Source organism: Rhodococcus sp. WB9 (genome assembly GCF_007558985.1).
Taxonomy (GTDB): Bacteria; Actinomycetota; Actinomycetes; order Mycobacteriales; family Mycobacteriaceae; genus Rhodococcus_F; species Rhodococcus_F opacus.
Window position 1 is genome coordinate 513,251 of the sequence record NZ_CP041769.1, and the last position, 19,039, is coordinate 532,289.

Below are 19,039 nucleotides of genomic sequence, written 5' to 3' on the forward strand. Positions count from 1 at the left end.
CCGAATTTCTCGGACCCGCTGAGACGAGGTGCACGCCCCGTCTCAGCGCTCGTTGTTCAGCGATGAGGAGTGCAGTGATGGCGAAGACCGAATTCGGGGTTCGTGCAGGTAGACCTGCCTGGACCCGCAGGAGGCGGTACATCGCGGGCCCTCCCGCCCCGCGCGGATTCACTGCCAGGCTTCTGCGCGCGTCGGCGCTCGGCATCGCACCCGTCCTCGTCGTCGGAGCCGTCACCGGCGTCGTCGTGCATGTGCGCTCCTCCGGCCAGGACGTCCGGGAAACCGTCGCCTCCGACACGCCGTTCACGCTCTCCGGGCACGGCAACGGCCACGGCCGCGGGATGGGCCAGTGGGGCGCCTACGGATACGCGAAAGATCAGGGATGGGCGGCCGAGCGCATCCTCGGCCACTACTACGGCGGCACCACACTCGGCACCCTCGCCGACGCACAGATCAGCGTCCGGCTGCAGGCGCGTGACGATCAGCCGCTCGACGTCTACTCCGACGCCGGCGCCGTCGTCGCCGGCAAGCCCGTCGGACCGGGAGAGGCCGTCCACCTCACGCCGACCGCCGACGGCGGCGCCAACGTCGTGGTGACGCGCGGATGTGCCGGCGAGGTCCTGTGGCAGGACGCCACCGACCATCCGTGGGTGGACCCGGTCGACCTGACCCCGGACCGTCCCGCGAACGAGCACTTGAAGCTGTGCGCCGGTGACACCCCCTACCGCGGCGCGCTCGGGGTCGCGCTCGACGGCGCCGCCGTCCGCACCGTCAACGTCCTCGACATGGACGACTACCTCCTGGGCGTCGTGCCCGCCGAGGCGAAAGCCGGCTGGGCCGACACCGGTGGGGCCGAGGCGCTTCGGGCGCAGGCCGTCGCGGCCCGCTCCTACGCTGCCGCCGAGAACCGGGAAGAGTACGCGAAGACCTGCGACACCCAGAGCTGCCAGGTGTACGGGGGTTCCGCGAAGGAAGACCCGCGGACCACCGACGCCGTCCGTTCCACCAAGGGCACGATCCTGACGAAGGACAACAAGCCCGTTGCCGCCGAATTCTCCTCGTCCACAGGCGGATACACCGCGGGCGGCGAGTTCCCGGCCGTCGAGGACCAGGGCGACACCGTGTCACCGAACCACGATTGGACGGTGACCCTCACCGCGGGCGACATCGCGTCCGCGTTCAACGTCGGAGACCTCGAATCGTTCGAGGTGGTCACCCGCAACAACTTCGGATTCGACGGCGGACGCGTCACCGGTGTGAAGGTGGTCGGATCGTCGGGCACCGCCGAGGCGACGGGCGCCGAGGCGCGGTCGAAGCTGAAACTCAAGTCCGACTGGTTCACGGTCGGTGACGGGCTCGGCGTCCCCGCACCGCCTTCCGCCCCCGAACCCGAGTCCACCCTCGCGTCCGCGGGTGAGGACGAGGACACCGTCGGCACCACCGAGGGTTCGCCGATCGCCGAGAAGTACAAGGAACTGGGCGGCGTCAACAGCACGCTGGGAGCGCCGATCGGTCCCGAGATGATGCTGCCGTCGGAGGCGGGGAAGTTCCGGATGTACACCAACGGAACCATCATCTGGACCGAGAAGCTGGGCGCGCAGGTGATCGACGCCAGCGTGCTACGCGAGTGGCTACCGACGGGCGGCAGTTAGGCCGGGCAGAGCGGACCGGTTCCCTCGAGCACGGCGAGCATCCCGTCGACGGACTCGCCCCAGCCGAAGTCCTCGGCCCGCCGCCGGGCCGACGCCCGGCGCGTGCGTGACGGGATCGCGAGTACGCCGCTCACCGCTTCGGCGAACGCGGGACCCCGGTCCCTGGCCAGGGCGCCGCAGCCGGGTGTGATGATCTCGGCGAGCGCCGACGACTGTGACGCGACCACCGGGGTGCCCGCCGCGAGCGACTCGAGCGCCGACAGGCAGAACGTCTCGTGCGGTCCGGGCGCCAGCGACACGTCAGCCGACGCGAACAGCGACGCCAGGCGGCCCTTGTCGCTGATGAACCCGGTGAAGTGCACGGGGAGCCCGCGGGCGCGGTGCTGCAGCGCCTCACGCCGCGGGCCGTCGCCGGCGATGACCAGCCGGGCGTCGTGGCCCTGCCGCCGCAGCAGCCGGACGGCGTCGATGCTCCGTTCCACCTGTTTCTCCACCGACAGCCGGCCGCAGTGCAGTAGGAAACGTTGCGCCGGGTCGGCGAACGAGTCGCGCATCACCTGGTCGTGTTTGCCGGGATGGAACATCGTGAGGTCCACACCGAGCGGGACCCGGTGCAGATTGGGGGCCCCGATCCGGGTGAACTCCTCGCTCGCGAAGTCCGTCGTGCAGACGACGGCGTCGTAATTGCGGGCCATCCGGCGGTTCGCGACATCGGCCCAGCCGCGGGCCACGCGGCGCGGAGCGAGTTGGCCGAGCAGCCGGTCGAGGCGTTCGTGTGACACGACCACACTGCGCACCCCACGGGTGCGGGCCCAGCCCCCGAAACCGCGCAGAGTGAGCCGGTCGGACACCTCCAGGACGTCGGGTCGCAGACCGCTGACGACGTCGGCCACCCGCCGCGGATTGACCACGCGATAACCCCCGGTCGCGGGGATGGTGGGAGCAGACCGCGTGATCCGCAGGACCCCACTCGGCAGCAGCTCCTCGCAGTCGCGCTGACCTGGGACGACGAGGACCACCTCGTGCCCGCGTTCGACGTACCCCTGACCCCAGTTGTGGAGGGCGGTGCGTAGCCCACCCGACCGCGGTCCGTAGAAGTTCGCCAGCTGGACGATGCGCACCCGCTCATGAAGCGCGATCGCCGCGTCGGCGGGAACAACGAGGTCTGCAGAACCGGTGAATACAGGGAGAACTCCTCGTGCGTGCCGAGGGGGTCCTTGCCCCCCTTGGCCGCGCACGGGCGGCGGAGTCGCTTACCCTGGTTCATCGTGACCGCTGCAACCCCAGAGACAACCGCCCCTGGCCGGTACGACCTCATCGTCGTCGGCTCCGGATTTTTCGGACTGACCGTCGCCGAGCGTGCAGCAACACAGCTGGGTAAGCGTGTGCTGGTGCTCGACCGTCGTCATCACCTGGGCGGAAACGCCTATTCGGAGGCCGAGCCCGAGACCGGCATCGAGATCCACAAGTACGGAGCGCACCTGTTCCACACCTCGAACAAGAGGGTGTGGGACTACGTCACCCAGTTCACCGAATTCACGAACTACCAGCACCGCGTGTTCGCGCTGCACAAGGGGCAGGCGTACCAGTTCCCGATGGGGCTGGGCCTGGTGTCGCAGTTCTTCGGGCGCTACTTCACCCCGGACGAGGCGCGGAAGCTGATCGCCGAGCAGTCCAGCGAGATCGACTCGGCGTCCGCGTCCAACTTGGAGGAGAAGGCGATCTCCCTGATCGGGCGGCCGCTGTACGAGGCGTTCGTGCGCGACTACACCGCCAAGCAGTGGCAGACGGACCCCAAGAACCTGCCCGCGGGCAACATCACCCGCCTGCCGGTGCGGTACACGTTCGACAACCGCTACTTCAACGACACGTACGAGGGCCTGCCCGTCGACGGCTACACCGCGTGGCTCGAGAACATGGCGAAGGACCCGAAGATCGAGGTCCGGCTCGAGACCGACTGGTTCGACGTCCGCGACGACCTGCGCGCCGAGAGCCCCGACGCCCCCGTCGTCTACACCGGCCCCCTCGACCGTTACTTCGACTACTCCGAGGGCGAGCTGGGCTGGCGCACCCTCGACTTCGAGACCGAGGTGCTCGAGACCGGTGACTTCCAGGGAACCCCGGTCATGAACTACAACGACGCCGACGTGCCCTTCACCCGGATCCACGAGTTCCGCCACTTCCACCCGGAGCGGGACTACCCGAAGGACAAGACGGTCATCATGCGGGAGTTCTCGCGGTTCGCGGAGAGCAAGGACGAGCCGTACTACCCGATCAACACTCCCTACGACCGCGCGATGCTCGCCGCCTACCGCGACCGCGCGAAGGAGGAGATGGCGTCGAACCAGGTTCTGTTCGGCGGCCGTCTCGGCACCTACCAGTACCTGGACATGCACATGGCGATCGCCAGCGCGCTGTCGATGTTCGACAACTCCCTGCGTCCGCACTTCGAATCCGGTGCGGCCCTGGTGGGGGATGCCGAATGAGCGCCCGACATCTGCTCGAATCCGAGAAGGTCACCGAGGACGCCCCGTTACTGGGCAAGTCGCTGCTGCAGCGGGTGATCCTGCCGCGTGCCGGCGAGCCGCTCGACGTCCGCACCCTCTACCTGGAGGAGGCGAAGACCAACAGTCGTCGCGCGCATTCGCTGTCGCGCACCTCGCTGTCGGTCGGCGCCGAGGCGGAGGCGTCGTTCTGCACCTACTTCAACGCGTTCCCGGCCAGCTACTGGCGGCGGTGGAGCACCCTGAATTCCGTGGTGCTGCGTCTCGAGCTGTCGGGGCACTGCCGCATCGACGTGTACCGCTCGAAGGCCGACTCGTCGCGCATCCACGTCGAGGGCCGCGAGTTCCAGGACGGTGACGCCGCGCTGGAGTTCGAGATCGAACTCGCCCCGTTCGAGGACGGCGGCTGGATCTGGTTCGACATCACCACCGACACCGAGGTCGTGCTGGAGAGCGCCGGCTGGTACGCGCCGGTCGACGCCCCCGGCGAGGCCACCGTCGCCGTCGGCATCCCCACGTTCAACCGGCCCACCGACTGCGTCAAGGCGCTGACGGCGCTGGCGTCCGACGAACTCGTCATGGACGTGGTCAAGGCCGTCATCATCCCGGACCAGGGCACCCGCAAGGTCAAGGACGAGCCCGGCTTCACGGAGGCGGCCGAAGCGCTCGGCGACCGGCTGGCCATCCACGACCAGGCGAACCTCGGCGGGTCCGGCGGCTACAGCCGGATCATGTACGAGGCGCTGAAGACCACCGACTGCCAGCACATCCTGTTCATGGACGACGACATCGAGATCGAACCCGACTCGATCCTGCGCGCGCTCGCGATGTCGCGGTTCGCGAAGTCGCCGATGCTCGTCGGCGGGCAGATGCTGAACCTCCAGGAGCGCAGTCATCTGCACTCGATGGGCGAGGTCGTCGACCGCAGCATCTTCATGTGGACGGCCGCCCCGAACGTCGAGTACGACCACGACTTCTCCCGCTACCCGCTCAGCGACCGCGAAAACTCCCGGCTGCTGCACCGCCGCATCGACGTCGACTACAACGGCTGGTGGATGTGCATGATCCCGCGGCAGGCCGCCGAGGAACTCGGTCAGCCGCTGCCGCTGTTCATCAAATGGGACGACGCCGAATACGGCCTGCGCGCCCGGGATGCCGGCTACCCGACCGTGACCATGCCCGGTGCCGCGATCTGGCACATGGCGTGGAGCGACAAGGACGACGCCATCGACTGGCAGGCGTACTTCCACCTCCGTAACCGGCTCGTCGTCGCGGCCCTGCACATGCCGGGCAACGGCCGCGGACTCGTGATCAACACCGTCAAGGCCACGATCAAGCACCTGCTGTGCCTCGAGTACTCGACCGTCGCGATCCAGAACCAGGCCATCGCCGACTTCCTGCAGGGCCCCGAGCACATCTTCGAACTGCTCCCGACCGCGCTCGGCAACGTCCACGCGATGCGCAAGGAGTACCCGGACGCCGTCGTGCTGCCGTCGTCGACGAGCCTGCCGCTGCCCTCCGGTGAGGAAGTCGGCGCGGTCGGCCTGCCGACGAACCCGCTCGCGAAGATCGTGCGTCTCGGCAAGGGCCTTGTCCACAACGTGAAGCCCGCGCACGAGCAGCACCACGAGCGCCCCCAGCTCAACGTGCCCACCATCGACGCGCGGTGGTTCCTGCTGTCCCAGGTGGACGGCGTCACCGTCACCACCGCGGACGGGCGAGGAGTCGTCTACCGCAAGCGCAACCCCAAGCTGGCGCTCGCGCTGCTGAAGGAAGCGATCCGGCTGCGCCGTGAACTGGCCCAGCGGTTCCCCGAGCTCAAGCGCGAGTACCAGGACGCCGTTCCTGCCCTGACCAGCAAGGAGAGGTGGGAACGTGTCTTCGGCATCCAGTGAGATCCAGATCCTGCACACCGTCCAGTCGACGATCGCGAGCCGTCCCGGCGTCGTCTCGACCGCCCGGGGTATGTCGCACTTCGGTGAGCACGCCCTCGGGTGGGTGGCCGTCGCCGGCATCGGCGCGGCACTCGACAAGCCTCGCCGCCGGCAGTGGGCGGGAGTCGCGGTGGGTGCGGTCGGCGCCCACGCGGCCTCGATCGTGATCAAACGCATCGTCCGCCGCCCCCGGCCGAATGACCCGTCGATCCAGGTCAACGTGTCGACGCCCAGCAAATTGAGCTTCCCGTCGTCGCACGCGACGTCCACGACAGCGGCTGCCGTGCTGCTCGGCCGTCTCACCGGGCTACCCTTGCCTGCGTTGTTGGTACCGCCGATGCTGCTCTCCCGGCTCGTTCTGGGAGTGCACTACCCGACCGATGTGCTCGCCGGATCTGCCCTGGGGGCCGCTTCTGCGGTCGCGGTGCTGAAGGCCGAGCAGAAGTTTGGAGAGAAATGAGCGAGGAACCGGCCGTCGTCACCGGACCCCCGACATCCCTGGCGGCAGGCATCGTCAAGGCCGTCCGCCCGCGTCAGTGGGTCAAGAACGTCCTGGTCCTCGCAGCTCCCGTCGCTGCGGGCACGGCGACGGAATCCGACGTCCTGCTTCCCGTCGCACTCGCCTTCGTGGTGTTCTGCATGGCAGCGTCCGGCATCTACCTCGTCAACGACGCGATGGACGTCGAGGCGGACCGCGCGCACCCCACCAAGCGATTCCGCCCCATCGCGGCCGGTGTGCTGCCCGTCAACCTGGCGTTCGGCATGGCGGTCGTGCTGCTCGGCGGGTCCATCGCCCTGTCGTTCCTCGCCAACTGGCAGCTGGCGGTCGTGATGGCCGTCTACATCGGTATCCAGCTGGCCTACTGCTTCGGTCTCAAACATCAGGCCGTCCTCGACATCTGCATCGTCTCGTCCGGGTTCCTGCTGCGCGCCATCGCAGGCGGTGTGGCCGCCGAGATCGCGCTGTCGCAGTGGTTCCTGCTGGTCATGGCTTTCGGTTCGCTGTTCATGGCGGCCGGTAAGCGATACGCCGAACTGCAGCTCGCCGAGCGCACCGGCGCGAAGATCCGCAAGTCCCTGGAGAACTACACCACGACGTATCTGCGTTTCGTGTGGACGCTCAGCGCTACCGCGGTCGTGCTCTGCTACGGACTGTGGGCGTTCCAGCAGGACGACCTGAAGGCCACCAACTGGTACGCCATCTCCATGGTGCCGTTCACCATCGCGATCCTGCGTTACGCCGTGGACGTCGACGGCGGCGAGGCGGGGGAGCCCGAGGAGATCGCGCTGGGCGACCGCGTGCTCCAACTCCTTGCGATTGCCTGGATCGGAGTGGTGGGTGTCGCTGTCTACCTCGTCTGACTTGGTAGGAGGCGCCGAGGACTCGGACGCCGCCGCGGAGCGGACCACCGAACGCCACCGGAAGGCCATCCTCTCGAGGGTGGTCTTCCTCGGGGGTGTGGCCATCTCGGCCCTCCTGATGTTCTGGGGTGCCTGGGAACGGCGATGGATTGCCGACGACGGTCTGATCGTGCTGCGCACGGTCCGCAACCTCCTCGCAGGCAACGGTCCGGTCTTCAACTCGGGTGAGCGTGTCGAGGCCAACACCAGTACCGCGTGGACGTACATCGTCTACGCGTTCAGCTGGCTCTCCCAGGCCCGGCTCGAATACGTCGTCCTGACGATCGCGCTGATCCTGTCCACGGCGGCGATCGTGCTCGCCATGTTCGGCACCGCGCGCCTGTACCGCGGTGGGTCCTTCGCCGGCGGCGGCACGCTGTTGCTGATGCCCGCCGGTGTGCTCGTGTACATCGCGGTGCCCCCGGCCCGCGACTTCGCGACGTCGGGTCTCGAAAGCTGCCTGGTCATCTTCTGGATCGCGCTGCTCTGGCTGCTGCTGGTCCGATGGAGTCAGGCCACCGCTCCGTCCACCACCTCGGTGCTCGTTCTCTCGTTCATCGCGGGCATGGGGCCCCTCGTGCGCCCCGAGCTGGCGATCCTGGGTGTGCTGTCGCTGGCCATGATCTTCCTCGCTCCCGGTCTCACCTGGGTGGTGCGGGTGGCGATGGTGTTCGTCGCCGGCATCGTTCCGGTGGGCTACCAGATCTGGCGCATGGGCTACTACGCCCTCCCGTACCCCAACACCGCGGTGTCGAAGGACGCAGGCGGCGCCAAGTGGTCGCAGGGTTTCGCCTACCTCTGGAATCTGCTCGGCCCGTACCTGCTGTGGCTACCGCTGGTCTTCCTGTTCGCCGGCGCCGTGATCGCCTGGCGCGGCCGGGACAAGTCCATCGCAGATGGTGTTCGTCACACAGAAGGAAATCGGCTGACGCGCCTGCGCGGATGGCTGCGAACGCAGAATGCCGTAGTCGTGTTCATTCTCGCGAGCGGGCTGATCCTCGGTCTGTACTCGTTGCGCGTCGGCGGCGACTTCATGCACGGCCGCGTTCTTCTCCCCGTTCTGTTCTGTTTCATCGTTCCGGTCGCCGTAATTCCGGTGCGAATTCCGGACCGGGCGGCGTGGGGGCGTAATAGGGAATCGTCGCTTTTCCTCGCAATGGCTTTCCTGTGGGCCGGCACCGTCGTGTGGGCGTTTTTCGCGTCGAACACGACGGGAATGCCGGAAGGTGTCGTTATCGGACGGTCCGGAATTGTCGACGAACGCGCCTTCTACGTTCTCAACACCGGTCATGCGCACCCGATTCGCGCGGACGATTATCTGGACTACCCGCGGATGCGCGCCATGGTGCAGACCATCTCGGACACCCCGGACGGCGGCCTGCTCATCCCGTCCGCCGATTACACGTACTGGTTCGTCGTTCCTCCGCCCCTTCCGATCCCGGACGGCGGCGCAGGCCACACGGTGTACTTCCTGAACCTCGGCATGACGAGCATGAACGTCGGCCTCGACGTGCGAGTGCTGGACCAGATGGGTCTCGCCTACCCGCTCGCGGCGCACACCGAGCGGTTGGACGACGGCCGTATCGGGCACGACAAGAACCTGTACCCCGACTGGGTCGTGGTGGACACGGGAATGATCGACAAGCACCCGTGGATGCCCGGATTCCTCGATGAGGAATGGGTGACCGAGGCGCGGGTCGCGCTCACGTGCCCCGAGACGCAGGACCTGCTGACGTCGTATCGATCGGAACTGACGTGGCCGCGATTCAAGCAGAATTTCAAGGATGCGCTGCATTTCGCGAGTTATCGATTCGAGCGAGTGCCCGCATATGAAATTCAGCGGTGCAATCTCGAGCCGCCGCTTCCGGAACCGGCCAAATAGGGCGAACCGGGCGGGGCGTGGGTCACCGGGGCGTCCCGGGCAGATCTCGATGTCGGAACATCAGATCTCGTTTGTGTAACGCTGGAACTGTCGGCGACGATGTACGTCGATGATGAGTCATCGTGACGGTGGTCTGGGAAGTTCCCTGGAAAGCGCTCCGTGAGCGTTTGTCAGGGAAGTTCGTGTGACATACAGTCCACCGAGCGCAGTGTGACTTGGAAGAGGTCCGCTGCCGACCCGGCTTCATGCCCGGGCCGGCAGGTCGCCTGTTCCCCGACGGAATCCGCCGGAGCCGCCCAGTGGCGGAGTCCGCAGACGAAGAGAGTGAGCAGTATTCATGCGTTTTGCCAGACCGAGGTTGTCTCAGCGCCTCAAGCAGCGTGCGATGGCCATCGGAGCCGTCGCACTGGTACTGCCTATGGGCGCAGGAATCGCTGGTGGAGCCGTCGCCGCAGCAGCACCGACGCACGCGGGTCCCGCCAAGACCGCGCCGGCCGGTGGCTACGAGGAACTGTGGGTTCCCTCTTCCATGGGACCGATCAAGGTCCAGGTCCAGTGGGCAGCCCGCGGCGGTAGCGCCGCGCTGTACCTGCTCGACGGACTGCGCGCCCGCAACGACCGCAACGCGTGGAGTTTCGAGACCAACGCGTTCGACCAGTACCGCAACGACAACGTGACCCTGGTCATGCCCGTCGGTGGCGAGTCCAGCTTCTACTCCGACTGGTACTCGGCGAGCAACTTCAACGGTCAGCCCGTCACGTACAAGTGGGAGACGTTCCTGACGAAGGAACTGCCCGACTTCCTGGCCAACTACGGTGTCTCGCGCACCAACAACGCCGTCCTCGGCCTGTCGATGGGTGGTAGTGCCGCCCTGACTCTCGCCGCATACCACCGCGACCAGTTCAAGTTCGCCGGTTCGCTGTCCGGGTACCTGAACATCTCGGCTCCCGGCATGCGTGAGGCGATCCGCGTCGCGATGATCGACGCCGGCCGTTACAACGTCGACGCGATGTGGGGCCCGCCGTGGAACCCGGCGTGGCTGCGTAACGACCCGTTCGTGTTCGCCCCGCGTCTGAACGGCCTGTCGATGTTCATCTCGGCTGCCAGCGGTCTGCCCGGCGAGTTCGACCACCCGCGCGCTCCGATCGACTACTACAACACCGCCAACGGCATGGGCCTCGAGGCTCTCGCCCTGGCCAACACCCGCGCCTTCCAGGTGCGTCTGGCCACCCTCGGTGTGCCGGCCACCTTCGACTTCCCCGCCAACGGCACGCACTCGTGGCCGTACTGGGGTGCCGAGCTGTGGAAGGCACGCGGCCAGATCCTGGACACCCTGGGCGCCTGGTGATCTGACACCACCCTCGTGACGACTGCCGCCCCGCCTCACCGGCGGGGCGGCAGTCGTGCGCTCCGGAATGCGCGTCCTCGGCCGGAGGGGACGTGAGGGAAAACCCAGGATTCCCTTCCCCCGAGAGTGCACAACGGAACGTTTTGTCAGTAAGGTGATCCCGTCGAGACGCCACCCGCGCAGCGAGCGCTGCGCGGGTGGCGTCTGTACGTGAGATTTTCACGAGAGTTATCGAGAGGTTGCCGCGGCCGCGGCGCGAGACGGATCAAGCGGAGGGAAGACGAGTTCATGCGTGTTGGGGGTTCGACGAGAACAAGCGGATGGGCCAGGCGTACTGCCGCCGCAATTGCTCTGGCGGTCGCACTGCCGCTGGGCGTGACCATGGTGGGCGGCGGCGCAACCGCATCCGCCGCCTTCGACCCCGCCGCGCAGGACTTCTGGGTCGATTCCGCCATGGGCCCGATCAAGAGCCGCATCTGGCGGGCCGCCGACGGCAACACCAACCGGGTGGTCTACCTGCTCGACGGTCTGCGCGCGCAAGACGACCTGAGCGGCTGGGAGGTCAACACCGACGCGGGCCCGTTCCTCGCCTCGCAGAACATCAACGTCGTCCAGCCGGTCGGCGGGCAGTCCAGCTTCTACTCCGACTGGATCTCGAACTCGAACCTCAACGGCCAGAAGACCCCGTACAAGTGGGAGACGTTCCTCACTCAGGAACTTCGCGACGCACTGGCGAATCGCCTTGGATTCCAGTCCACCCGTAACGGTGTCATCGGCCTGTCGATGGGTGGCAGCGCCGCCCTGACCCTCGCCGCCTACCACCCCGATCAGTTCAACTACGCGGGCTCGCTGTCCGGGTACCTGAACATCTCGGCTCCCGGCATGCGTGAGGCCATCCGCATCGCAATGCTCGACGCCGGCCGCTACAACGTCGACGCGATGTGGGGCCCGCCGTGGAACCCGGCGTGGCTGCGCAACGACCCGTTCGTGTTCGCGAACAAGCTTCGCGACAACAACACCCGCCTGTGGGTGTCGGCCGCCAACGGCATCCCCGCGCCCGGCGGAGCCGCACCGACCGGATTCATGGACGTCTTCAACGCGAGCACCGGTGCGAGCCTCGAGGCGCTGTCGCTGGCGAACACCCGTGCCTTCCAGGTCAAGATGGCGACCCTCGGCGCGAAGAACGTCACCTACAGCTTCCCGCCCCGCGGCATCCACACGTGGCGTTACTGGCAGCAGCAGATCCACGATCTGGCGGGCGACCTCGGCAACACGATCGGGTAGCTCGGAAGTAACAATTGCACCAGCTGTAACAGCGCGGCACTCCCACTCGTCTGTCGTTTGCGTGTAGAAAGAACCGGAACGCGAGGCCGTGCTCCGTGTTGGCCTCGACGCGCAGAGAGAGAGTGAACGTCATGCGAGTAGGCCTGTTCAAGGCAGAACGTCAGCGTTCGTCGGCCCGAAATGTTCGAAGGCGGACGCTGGCCTCGCTTGCCGCTGTGCTCGTGGTGCCGGTGGCGGTCGGGTTCACCCAGACCGCCACCGTCTCGGCTGCGCCGGTCGCCGCGCAGGCTCCGGTGGCCACGCAGGCTCCGGGCGGCGCGACGATCCATCACGTCGACTGGCTCACCGACCGTCGCGTGGCGATCTGGATCAACTCTCCGTCGATGGGCGTGCCCATCCAGGTGCAGATGCTGCTTGCGCGCGACTGGAACTCGAAGCCCACGGAGAAGTTCCCGTCCGTCTACATGCTCGACGGTCTCCGCGCGCAGGACAACGAGAACGGCTGGACGCTCGAGACCGACGCCGAGTCGTTCTTCGCCGACAAGAACATCAACGTCGTCCTCCCGGTCGGCGGCCAGTCCAGCTTCTACTCCGACTGGGTGGCCCAGGACAACGGTCAGAACTACCAGTGGGAGACATTCCTCACGAAGGAACTGCCCCCGATCCTCGAAAGCGACTGGCGCACCACGCAGACACGCGGCGTCATCGGACTCTCGATGGGCGGCACGTCCGCGATGTTCCTCGCGGCCCGCAACCAGGGATTCTTCACGTTCGCCGCGTCGCTGTCCGGCATGCTCACCACCACCGCGCTCGGGATGCCGCAGGCCGTCGCGTACGCGATGAGCGACGCAGGCGGATTCGACGCGGACGCGATGTGGGGACCCCCGACCAGTTCGGCGTGGGAAGAGCACGACCCCTACCTGCTGGCCGACAAGCTCAAGGGCGTCAGCCTGTACATCTCCAGCGGTAGCGGAACCACCGGCCCGTACGACCAGCCGTCCGGAATTCCGGGCGTCAGCACCAATTACGCGGGTATGGGCCTCGAGATCCTGTCGCGGCTCACGTCCCAGACGTTCGCGACCAAGCTCAACAAGCTGGGCATCCCCGCCCAGGTCAACTACCGGCCGTCCGGCACACACTCGTGGCCGTACTGGCAGTTCGAGCTCCACCAGCTGTGGCCGCAGCTCGCCGGCGCCGTCGACGTCGAACCCGACAAGCCGGTGTGCGCCACAGGCGGTTCCATCGCCGGGGTCGCCGGCGCGAACCCGTGGATCGGCGACTGCCTGACCCCCGAGTACAGCCTCGCGGGCGGAACGGTGCAGGACTTCCGCAACGGCCGGATCTTCGCCAAGTCCGACACCGGCGCGCAGCCGGTGGCCGGCGCCATCGGCGGCGTCTACCAGGCGACCGGTGGTCCGGGTGGGCCGCTCGGCTACCCGACGACCCCCGAATTGGCCACCCCCGACGGTCGCGGCCGCTTCAACCACTTCGAGCACGGGTCCGTCTACTGGTCGCCGCAGACCGGGGCGCACGCCGTCCGCGGCGCGATCCGCGACGAGTGGGCACGACAGGGCTGGGAGGGCGGACCGCTCGGATACCCCGTGGCCGAGGAAATTCCGACGCCAGGCAAGGACGGCGCGGTGCAGGGCTTCGAGATCGGCGCCATGTACTTCAGTCCCGCGAACGGCACCCACCGCGTGCAGGGAATGATCATGGGCAAGTACGCCGAACTCGGTTACGAGGGCGGGTGGCTCGGATTCCCGAAGACCAGTGAGATCGCCGTCAAGGACGGCGGCCGGTTCAACCAGTTCGAGGGCGGCAACATCTACTGGAGCCCGCTGTCGGGTGCATGGGCCGTCGAGAACGGACCGATCTTCGACGCCTGGAAGAGTGCCGGCTACGAGGGCGGCCGGCTCGGCTTCCCGATCAGCGACAAGTTCGCCATCCCCGGCGGCGTTCAACAGAACTTCCAGACCGGTTACGTCACAGTGATCGACAACAAGGCCGAGATTCACTGATGGCCGGATCGCAGTAGAAATCTCACGCGCAGCGGGCGGGGCCGGGTCCGGCGGACCAGGCTTCCGCCCGATCTGCGTCTGTACCCTGTCGAGAGACAACGACTTGGAAAGCAAGGACGGAAATAGATGCCGCAGCACTCACGTATCAGCACCACCTTCCGACGGGCGATCGCCGTAGGCGCGCTCGCCGTCGCAGCGAGCGGATTGTTGGTCGGGTGCGGCAGCGACGATTCCACGGCGACGTCGAACCCGTCCACCAGCGCCACGACGTCGGCTGCGGCGTCCAGTTCCGCCGAGAGCTCGGCGTCCGCCGCGCCCAGCGCGAGCGCCTCGGCCTCCGCGCCGGTGACGAGCCCGGGTGAGGCGGCGACGGCGCCGCCGGAGCAGCCCGAGGAAGTTCCGGGCGACTTCCCCGGCCCCAGCGAGGTCCCGGTCAGCGCCGAAGGCCAGAAGTTCCTCGACGCGCTGAAGGCCAAGGGCATCGAGCCGGCCGCCGACGGCACCATGGCCGTGAGCACCGCCGACTTCATCTGCCAGGCCAAGGCCGAAGGCAAGAGCGACGCCGAAGCGATGGTGTTCGTCACAGCGATGGTCGGCACCGAGGCGTCCGCTGCCGGTCAGGAACTGACCCAGGAGCAGGCGACGGCCAACGCCCAGACCTACATGGATGTCGCCCACGCGACCTACTGCAAGTAGACGCCGATGTCGTTGACCGGGCGCGGAACGCGGAAGAAGAAGAGCAGCCTCCTGCGCAAGCTGATGGTGCTGATCGTGATCCTGCTGGTGATTCTCCTCGCAGTGATCGCGCTCTGGTATCTCCTCGCAGGGCGGCTGCCCAAGCCGATCCCGACCCCGCCCGGTCCCGAGCGTCCCAACGCCCAGCCGGCGAGCTGCCCCGACGTCCAGGTGGTGGTCGTCCCGGGCACGTGGGAGTCCAGCCCGACGGACGACCCGTACAACCCGACTGCCAATCCGGCGTCGCTGATGCTCAACGTGTCGCGGCCGCTGCAGGAGCAGTTCGAGCCGTCGCGCGCCGACGTGTACACGGTTCCCTACGTCGCCCAGTTCTCCAACCCGATCGCCTTCCCGCCGGACGGGCAGCAGTCGTACAACAACAGCCGCGGCGCAGGCACGGCCGCCACCAACGACATCCTGATTCGTCGTCACGCCGAGTGCCCGCTGACCAGCTTCCTGCTCACCGGCTTCTCCCAGGGCGCCGTCATCGCCGGCGACGTCGCGTCGAGCATCGGTGCAGGTGACGGTCCTGTTCCGGCAGATCTCGTGCTGGGTGTCGGGCTCATCGCCGACGGCCGCCGCGACCCGGCCGCCGCCACGAATGTCGGCCGGCCCGTCACGGGGGTCGGAGCCGAACTGTCGTTGGCCGGTCTGCAGATCCCGGGTATCACAATGACCGGCCCGCGCCCCGGCGGTTTCGGTGATCTCACGGACCGGGCGGTCGAGATCTGCGCCCCGACGGACGGAATCTGCGACGCCCCGGCGCAGGCGTTGAAACCGAGCAACTGGATCGGAAGCGGTCTGCGTCTGCTCGAGTACAACAACAACCCGGTCCACGCGATGTACAACTCGTACGTCGTCGACGACTCCGGCACGACGGCCACGCAGTGGATCGCCGGATGGGCTGCCGAGAAGATAGACGCCGCCCCGACCCCGGCACACAGTTGATTTTGTGGCGGGTGGGTTCACCGTGGTCGGTGAGCCGTGAAACGTCCCAAACAGATAGGCGAGACGCGTACTGGCCGGTAGTGTGCGTTTCTCGGCACCGGTAGAGTGCTGCACTGTTGCGGCATCACCGGTGCCCGACCCCACCGATGTTCACGTCCTGAAACGCGGGCGTTTCACTACAGGAGAAGCTATTCATGAGTTCCGACGCCAGCTCGTTGCGTAAGTTCCGATTCGCGGCAGGCGGAGAGGGCAACGCGGACGAGGGCGGCGCGCGTCGGTTCGTCAAGCTTGCGCAGAAGGCCGAGGAACTCGGGTTCGACAGCTTCATGATCCCCGACCACCTGGGTAACCAGGTGGGACCGATCGCCGCTCTCGGCGCACTCGCGATCGCCACGGACAAGATCCGGCTCGGCACCGCCGTCCTGGCCAACGGCTTCCGGCACCCGGCGATCCTCGCCAAGGACGCCGCCACCATCGACGTGCTGTCGGGTGGCCGCCTCGAACTCGGCATCGGAGCCGGCTGGATGAAGGAAGAGTTCGACAAGGGCGGCATCGACTACGAGCGCCCGGGCATCCGGATCGCCAAGCTCGAGGAGACCCTGCAGATCCTCGACGTGCTGCTGCGCGGCCAGGAGTGCAACTTCGACGGCAAGTACTACCAGATCAAGGGCCTGACCGGCAGCCCGCGGCCGCGGCAGGGCCCGCGTCCCCCGATTGCCGTCGGCGGCGGCGGCCCCAAGATGCTGGCGCTCGCGGCCAAGTACGCCGACATCATCTCCGTGGCGACGCCCACCAGTAAGGAAGGCAAGCTCCTGCTCTCGGGTGTCACGCTCGAGAAGACGATGGAGCGCGTCGACCGTATCCGGGAAGCTGCCGGTGACCGGTTCGACGACATCGAACTGAACTGGACGATCACCACCATCGTCATCACCGACGACCGTGAGCAGACCGCGGAGATGGCGCTCGCCGCACTCGATCAGGGCTTCCCGCCCAACATCGAGGTCGACACGAAGCTGTCCGTCGAAGACATCCTGAGCTCGCCGTATCTTGCGATCGGAAGCTTCGAGGAGATCGCCGATCAGATACGTATGGTGCGAGAAAAGACGACAATGTCTTACGTCGGTGTGTTCCCCACACAGATGGATGCGTTCGCGCCGATCATCTCGCAACTGAAGGGCGAGTAGACGCAGCGTACCGAGGGCGGCGATGCCAATCTGTAACATATCGATGGTTTGGAATCGATGAACTTATTCGGGTGAGTGGCGTGTTACGTCATTCCCCACGAGTTGTACAAGATCCGATTCGGCGAAGGAAGTCTGGGGCGCAGTCATGCCGGTGGCATGCCTGTGTGATCGCTTCGGAGGAGATGGAATGAACGCGAAGTTCGATGATTTTATCGACGAGAAGGGCCATATCAGGCTCGACTCGGGAAGCACGCTGGTCGACTACGTCCAGCGGCACACCCGGGAGAACTCGGACGAGTTGGCATACCGCTACATCGATTATTCGCGGGACCGAGACGGCGAAGCGCAGGAGCTGACCTGGGAACAGTTCGGCCACCGGTTGCGGGCCGTCGCGGCGCGCCTCCAGCAGGTCACCAAGCCCGGCGATCGTGTCGCGGTCCTGGCGCCGCAGGGTCTCGACTACGTCATCTCCTTCTTTGCCGCCATCCACGCCGGAACGATCTCGGTGCCGCTGTTCGACCCCGACGAACCCGGCCACACCGACCGTCTGCACGCCGTTCTCGGTGACTGCACGCCTGCCGCCATCCTCACGGCCACCTCCTCCGCCGCGGGTGTTCGGCAGTTCTTCCGGTCCCTCCCGGCCGCCGAGCGTCCCCGCATCATCGCCGTCGACGCCATCCCGGACAGCGTCGGCGAGTCCTGGGTGCGCCCTGAGATCGATCTCGACGACATCGCGTATCTGCAGTACACGTCCGGTTCCACCCGTGTGCCCGCCGGTGTGGAGATCACGCACCGCGCCGTCGGCACGAACGCGCTGCAGATGGTCGACTCCATCGAGCTCAACGAGAACTCGCGTGGCGTCACGTGGCTGCCGCTGTTCCACGACATGGGTCTGCTGACGGTCATCCTGCCCGCCCTGGGCGGCAAGTACATCACCATCATGAGTCCGCGCGCGTTCGTGCAGCGGCCGTACCGGTGGATCAAGGAACTGGCAGCGGTGTCCGACGGTGCGGGCACGTTCGCGGCCGCACCGAACTTCGCGTTCGAGCACGCGGCCGCCCGCGGTCTGCCGAAGAACGGTGAGAGCCTCGATCTGAGCAACGTGATCGGCCTGATCAACGGCAGCGAGCCGGTGACCACGTCGTCGATGCGCAAGTTCAACGAGGCGTTCGCGCCGTACGGGCTGCCGAAGACGGCGATCAAGCCGTCGTACGGCATGGCCGAGGCCACCTTGTTCGTGTCCTCCACCCGGCACTCGGACGAGGCCCGCGTCATCTACGTCGATCGTGACGAGCTCAACGCCGGTCGCGTCGTGAAGGTGGACCAGGACGCCGAGAACGCCATTCCGCAGGTGTCCTGCGGGTACGTGGCGCGCAGCCAGTGGGCTGCCATCGTGGACCCGGAGTCGCGCATCGAGCAGCCCGACGACCGGGTCGGTGAGATCTGGTTGCACGGCGAGAACATCGGCATCGGGTACTGGGGTCGTACCGACGAGACCGCCGAGACGTTCCACAACAAGCTCACCAACCGGCTCGCCGAGGGCAGCCACGCGGAGGGCACGCCCGAGGACGCCAACTGGATGCGGACCGGCGACTACGGCGTGTATATCGACGGTGAGTTGTTCATCACGGGCCGCGTCAAGGACCTCGTGATCGTCGACGGCCGCAACCATTACCCGCAGGACCTCGAGTACTCGGCGCAGGAGGCGAGCACCGCGCTGCGCCCCGGTTTCGTCGCCGCGTTCGCGGTCCCGGCGAACCAGCTGCCCGCCGTTGTGTTCGAGAACACGCACTCGGGTCTGAATTACGACGCGGGCGACTCCTCCGAGCAGCTCGTGATCGTGGCCGAGCGCGCACCGGGTGCGGGCAAGGCCGACCCCCAGCCGATCGCGGACACGGTGCGGGCGGCGTTGTCGAGCAGGCACGGGGTCACCGCGCGCGACATCTTGCTGGTGCCCGCGGGCTCGATTCCTCGTACGTCGAGCGGCAAGATCGCCCGCCGCGCGTGCAAGGCGAGCTACATCGAAGGCACCCTGCGCGGCGGATACACGCAGACGGCCTTCCCCGATAGCGTTTCCGAATAGTCCACTTCCTGACGGGTAGCTTGGTGAGTTGATGGCTGAAAAAGATGATGACCGGACCAGCAGCAC

14 protein-coding genes are annotated in these 19,039 nt (G+C 67.0%); 13 read left to right on the top strand and 1 reads right to left on the bottom strand.

Translation table 11 applies throughout. The annotated features are described in order from the left end of the window. Positions 1–77: 77 nt before the first annotated feature. A complete protein-coding gene (locus FND50_RS02540; protein WP_144284657.1) occupies positions 78–1,652 on the top strand; it encodes a SpoIID/LytB domain-containing protein in 1,575 nt (524 codons plus the stop codon). Here the strand turns inward: FND50_RS02540 and FND50_RS02545 are convergent. Then, positions 1,649–2,773, bottom strand: a complete 1,125-nt coding sequence (locus FND50_RS02545) for a glycosyltransferase (protein ID WP_144284658.1) — start codon at positions 2,771–2,773, stop codon at positions 1,649–1,651. The genes FND50_RS02540 and FND50_RS02545 overlap by 4 nt on opposite strands. 147 nt (positions 2,774–2,920) lie before the next feature. On the opposite strand from FND50_RS02545, the gene glf reads away from it, so the two are divergent. From glf to fadD32, 12 genes are all read left to right on the top strand, one after another. Next, the gene (gene glf / locus FND50_RS02550) at positions 2,921–4,138 is read left to right on the top strand and encodes a UDP-galactopyranose mutase (RefSeq protein WP_144284659.1); all 1,218 of its coding nucleotides are present in this window, start codon (positions 2,921–2,923) and stop codon (positions 4,136–4,138) included. Beyond that, entirely contained in the window at positions 4,135–6,051 is a 1,917-nt protein-coding gene (locus FND50_RS02555) for a glycosyltransferase (RefSeq protein WP_005248844.1), read from the top strand. Before glf ends, FND50_RS02555 begins: the two co-directional genes overlap by 4 nt. After that, a complete protein-coding gene (locus FND50_RS02560; RefSeq protein WP_005248843.1) occupies positions 6,032–6,550 on the top strand; it encodes a phosphatase PAP2 family protein in 519 nt (172 codons plus the stop codon). The genes FND50_RS02555 and FND50_RS02560 overlap by 20 nt, the downstream gene beginning before the upstream one ends. Beyond that, positions 6,547–7,452, top strand: coding sequence for a decaprenyl-phosphate phosphoribosyltransferase (locus tag FND50_RS02565; protein WP_005248842.1), 906 nt, complete (start codon positions 6,547–6,549; stop codon positions 7,450–7,452). Before FND50_RS02560 ends, FND50_RS02565 begins: the two co-directional genes overlap by 4 nt. Position 7,453: 1 nt before the next feature. Then, complete coding sequence (gene zomB, locus FND50_RS02570) at positions 7,454–9,373, top strand: flagellar motor control protein ZomB (RefSeq protein ID WP_144284660.1); 1,920 nt, start codon at positions 7,454–7,456, stop codon at positions 9,371–9,373. A gap of 337 nt (positions 9,374–9,710) precedes the next feature. Then, positions 9,711–10,721, top strand: a complete 1,011-nt coding sequence (locus tag FND50_RS02575; RefSeq protein WP_144284661.1) for an alpha/beta hydrolase family protein — start codon at positions 9,711–9,713, stop codon at positions 10,719–10,721. A gap of 288 nt (positions 10,722–11,009) precedes the next feature. After that, positions 11,010–12,005 carry an alpha/beta hydrolase family protein gene (locus tag FND50_RS02580; RefSeq protein ID WP_081792230.1) on the top strand — a complete coding sequence of 332 codons (996 nt, stop codon included), beginning with the start codon at positions 11,010–11,012 and terminating at the stop codon, positions 12,003–12,005. A gap of 131 nt (positions 12,006–12,136) precedes the next feature. Then, entirely contained in the window at positions 12,137–14,023 is a 1,887-nt protein-coding gene (locus FND50_RS02585; RefSeq protein WP_144284662.1) for an alpha/beta hydrolase-fold protein, read from the top strand. A gap of 126 nt (positions 14,024–14,149) precedes the next feature. Beyond that, complete coding sequence (locus tag FND50_RS02590; RefSeq protein ID WP_065488638.1) at positions 14,150–14,719, top strand: DUF732 domain-containing protein; 570 nt, start codon at positions 14,150–14,152, stop codon at positions 14,717–14,719. A 6-nt stretch (positions 14,720–14,725) separates the two neighbouring features. Further along, a complete protein-coding gene (locus tag FND50_RS02595; protein ID WP_144284663.1) occupies positions 14,726–15,706 on the top strand; it encodes a cutinase family protein in 981 nt (326 codons plus the stop codon). Between the two features lie 194 nt (positions 15,707–15,900). Next, positions 15,901–16,890: an LLM class F420-dependent oxidoreductase gene (locus FND50_RS02600; RefSeq protein ID WP_005248835.1), complete on the top strand. Its 990-nt coding sequence runs from the start codon at positions 15,901–15,903 to the stop codon at positions 16,888–16,890. A gap of 187 nt (positions 16,891–17,077) precedes the next feature. After that, entirely contained in the window at positions 17,078–18,973 is a 1,896-nt protein-coding gene (fadD32, locus tag FND50_RS02605) for a long-chain-fatty-acid--AMP ligase FadD32 (protein ID WP_144284664.1), read from the top strand. Positions 18,974–19,039 lie beyond the last annotated feature (66 nt).

Coding starts and splice junctions, on each gene's coding strand:
- FND50_RS02540 (WP_144284657.1), top strand. CDS start 78: ATGGCGAAGACCGAATTCGGGGTTCGTGCAGGTAGACCTGCCTGGACC.
- FND50_RS02555 (WP_005248844.1), top strand. CDS start 4,135: ATGAGCGCCCGACATCTGCTCGAATCCGAGAAGGTCACCGAGGACGCC.
- FND50_RS02565 (WP_005248842.1), top strand. CDS start 6,547: ATGAGCGAGGAACCGGCCGTCGTCACCGGACCCCCGACATCCCTGGCG.
- FND50_RS02575 (WP_144284661.1), top strand. CDS start 9,711: ATGCGTTTTGCCAGACCGAGGTTGTCTCAGCGCCTCAAGCAGCGTGCG.
- FND50_RS02580 (WP_081792230.1), top strand. CDS start 11,010: ATGCGTGTTGGGGGTTCGACGAGAACAAGCGGATGGGCCAGGCGTACT.
- FND50_RS02585 (WP_144284662.1), top strand. CDS start 12,137: ATGCGAGTAGGCCTGTTCAAGGCAGAACGTCAGCGTTCGTCGGCCCGA.
- FND50_RS02590 (WP_065488638.1), top strand. CDS start 14,150: ATGCCGCAGCACTCACGTATCAGCACCACCTTCCGACGGGCGATCGCC.
- FND50_RS02595 (WP_144284663.1), top strand. CDS start 14,726: ATGTCGTTGACCGGGCGCGGAACGCGGAAGAAGAAGAGCAGCCTCCTG.
- FND50_RS02600 (WP_005248835.1), top strand. CDS start 15,901: ATGAGTTCCGACGCCAGCTCGTTGCGTAAGTTCCGATTCGCGGCAGGC.
- fadD32 (WP_144284664.1), top strand. CDS start 17,078: ATGAACGCGAAGTTCGATGATTTTATCGACGAGAAGGGCCATATCAGG.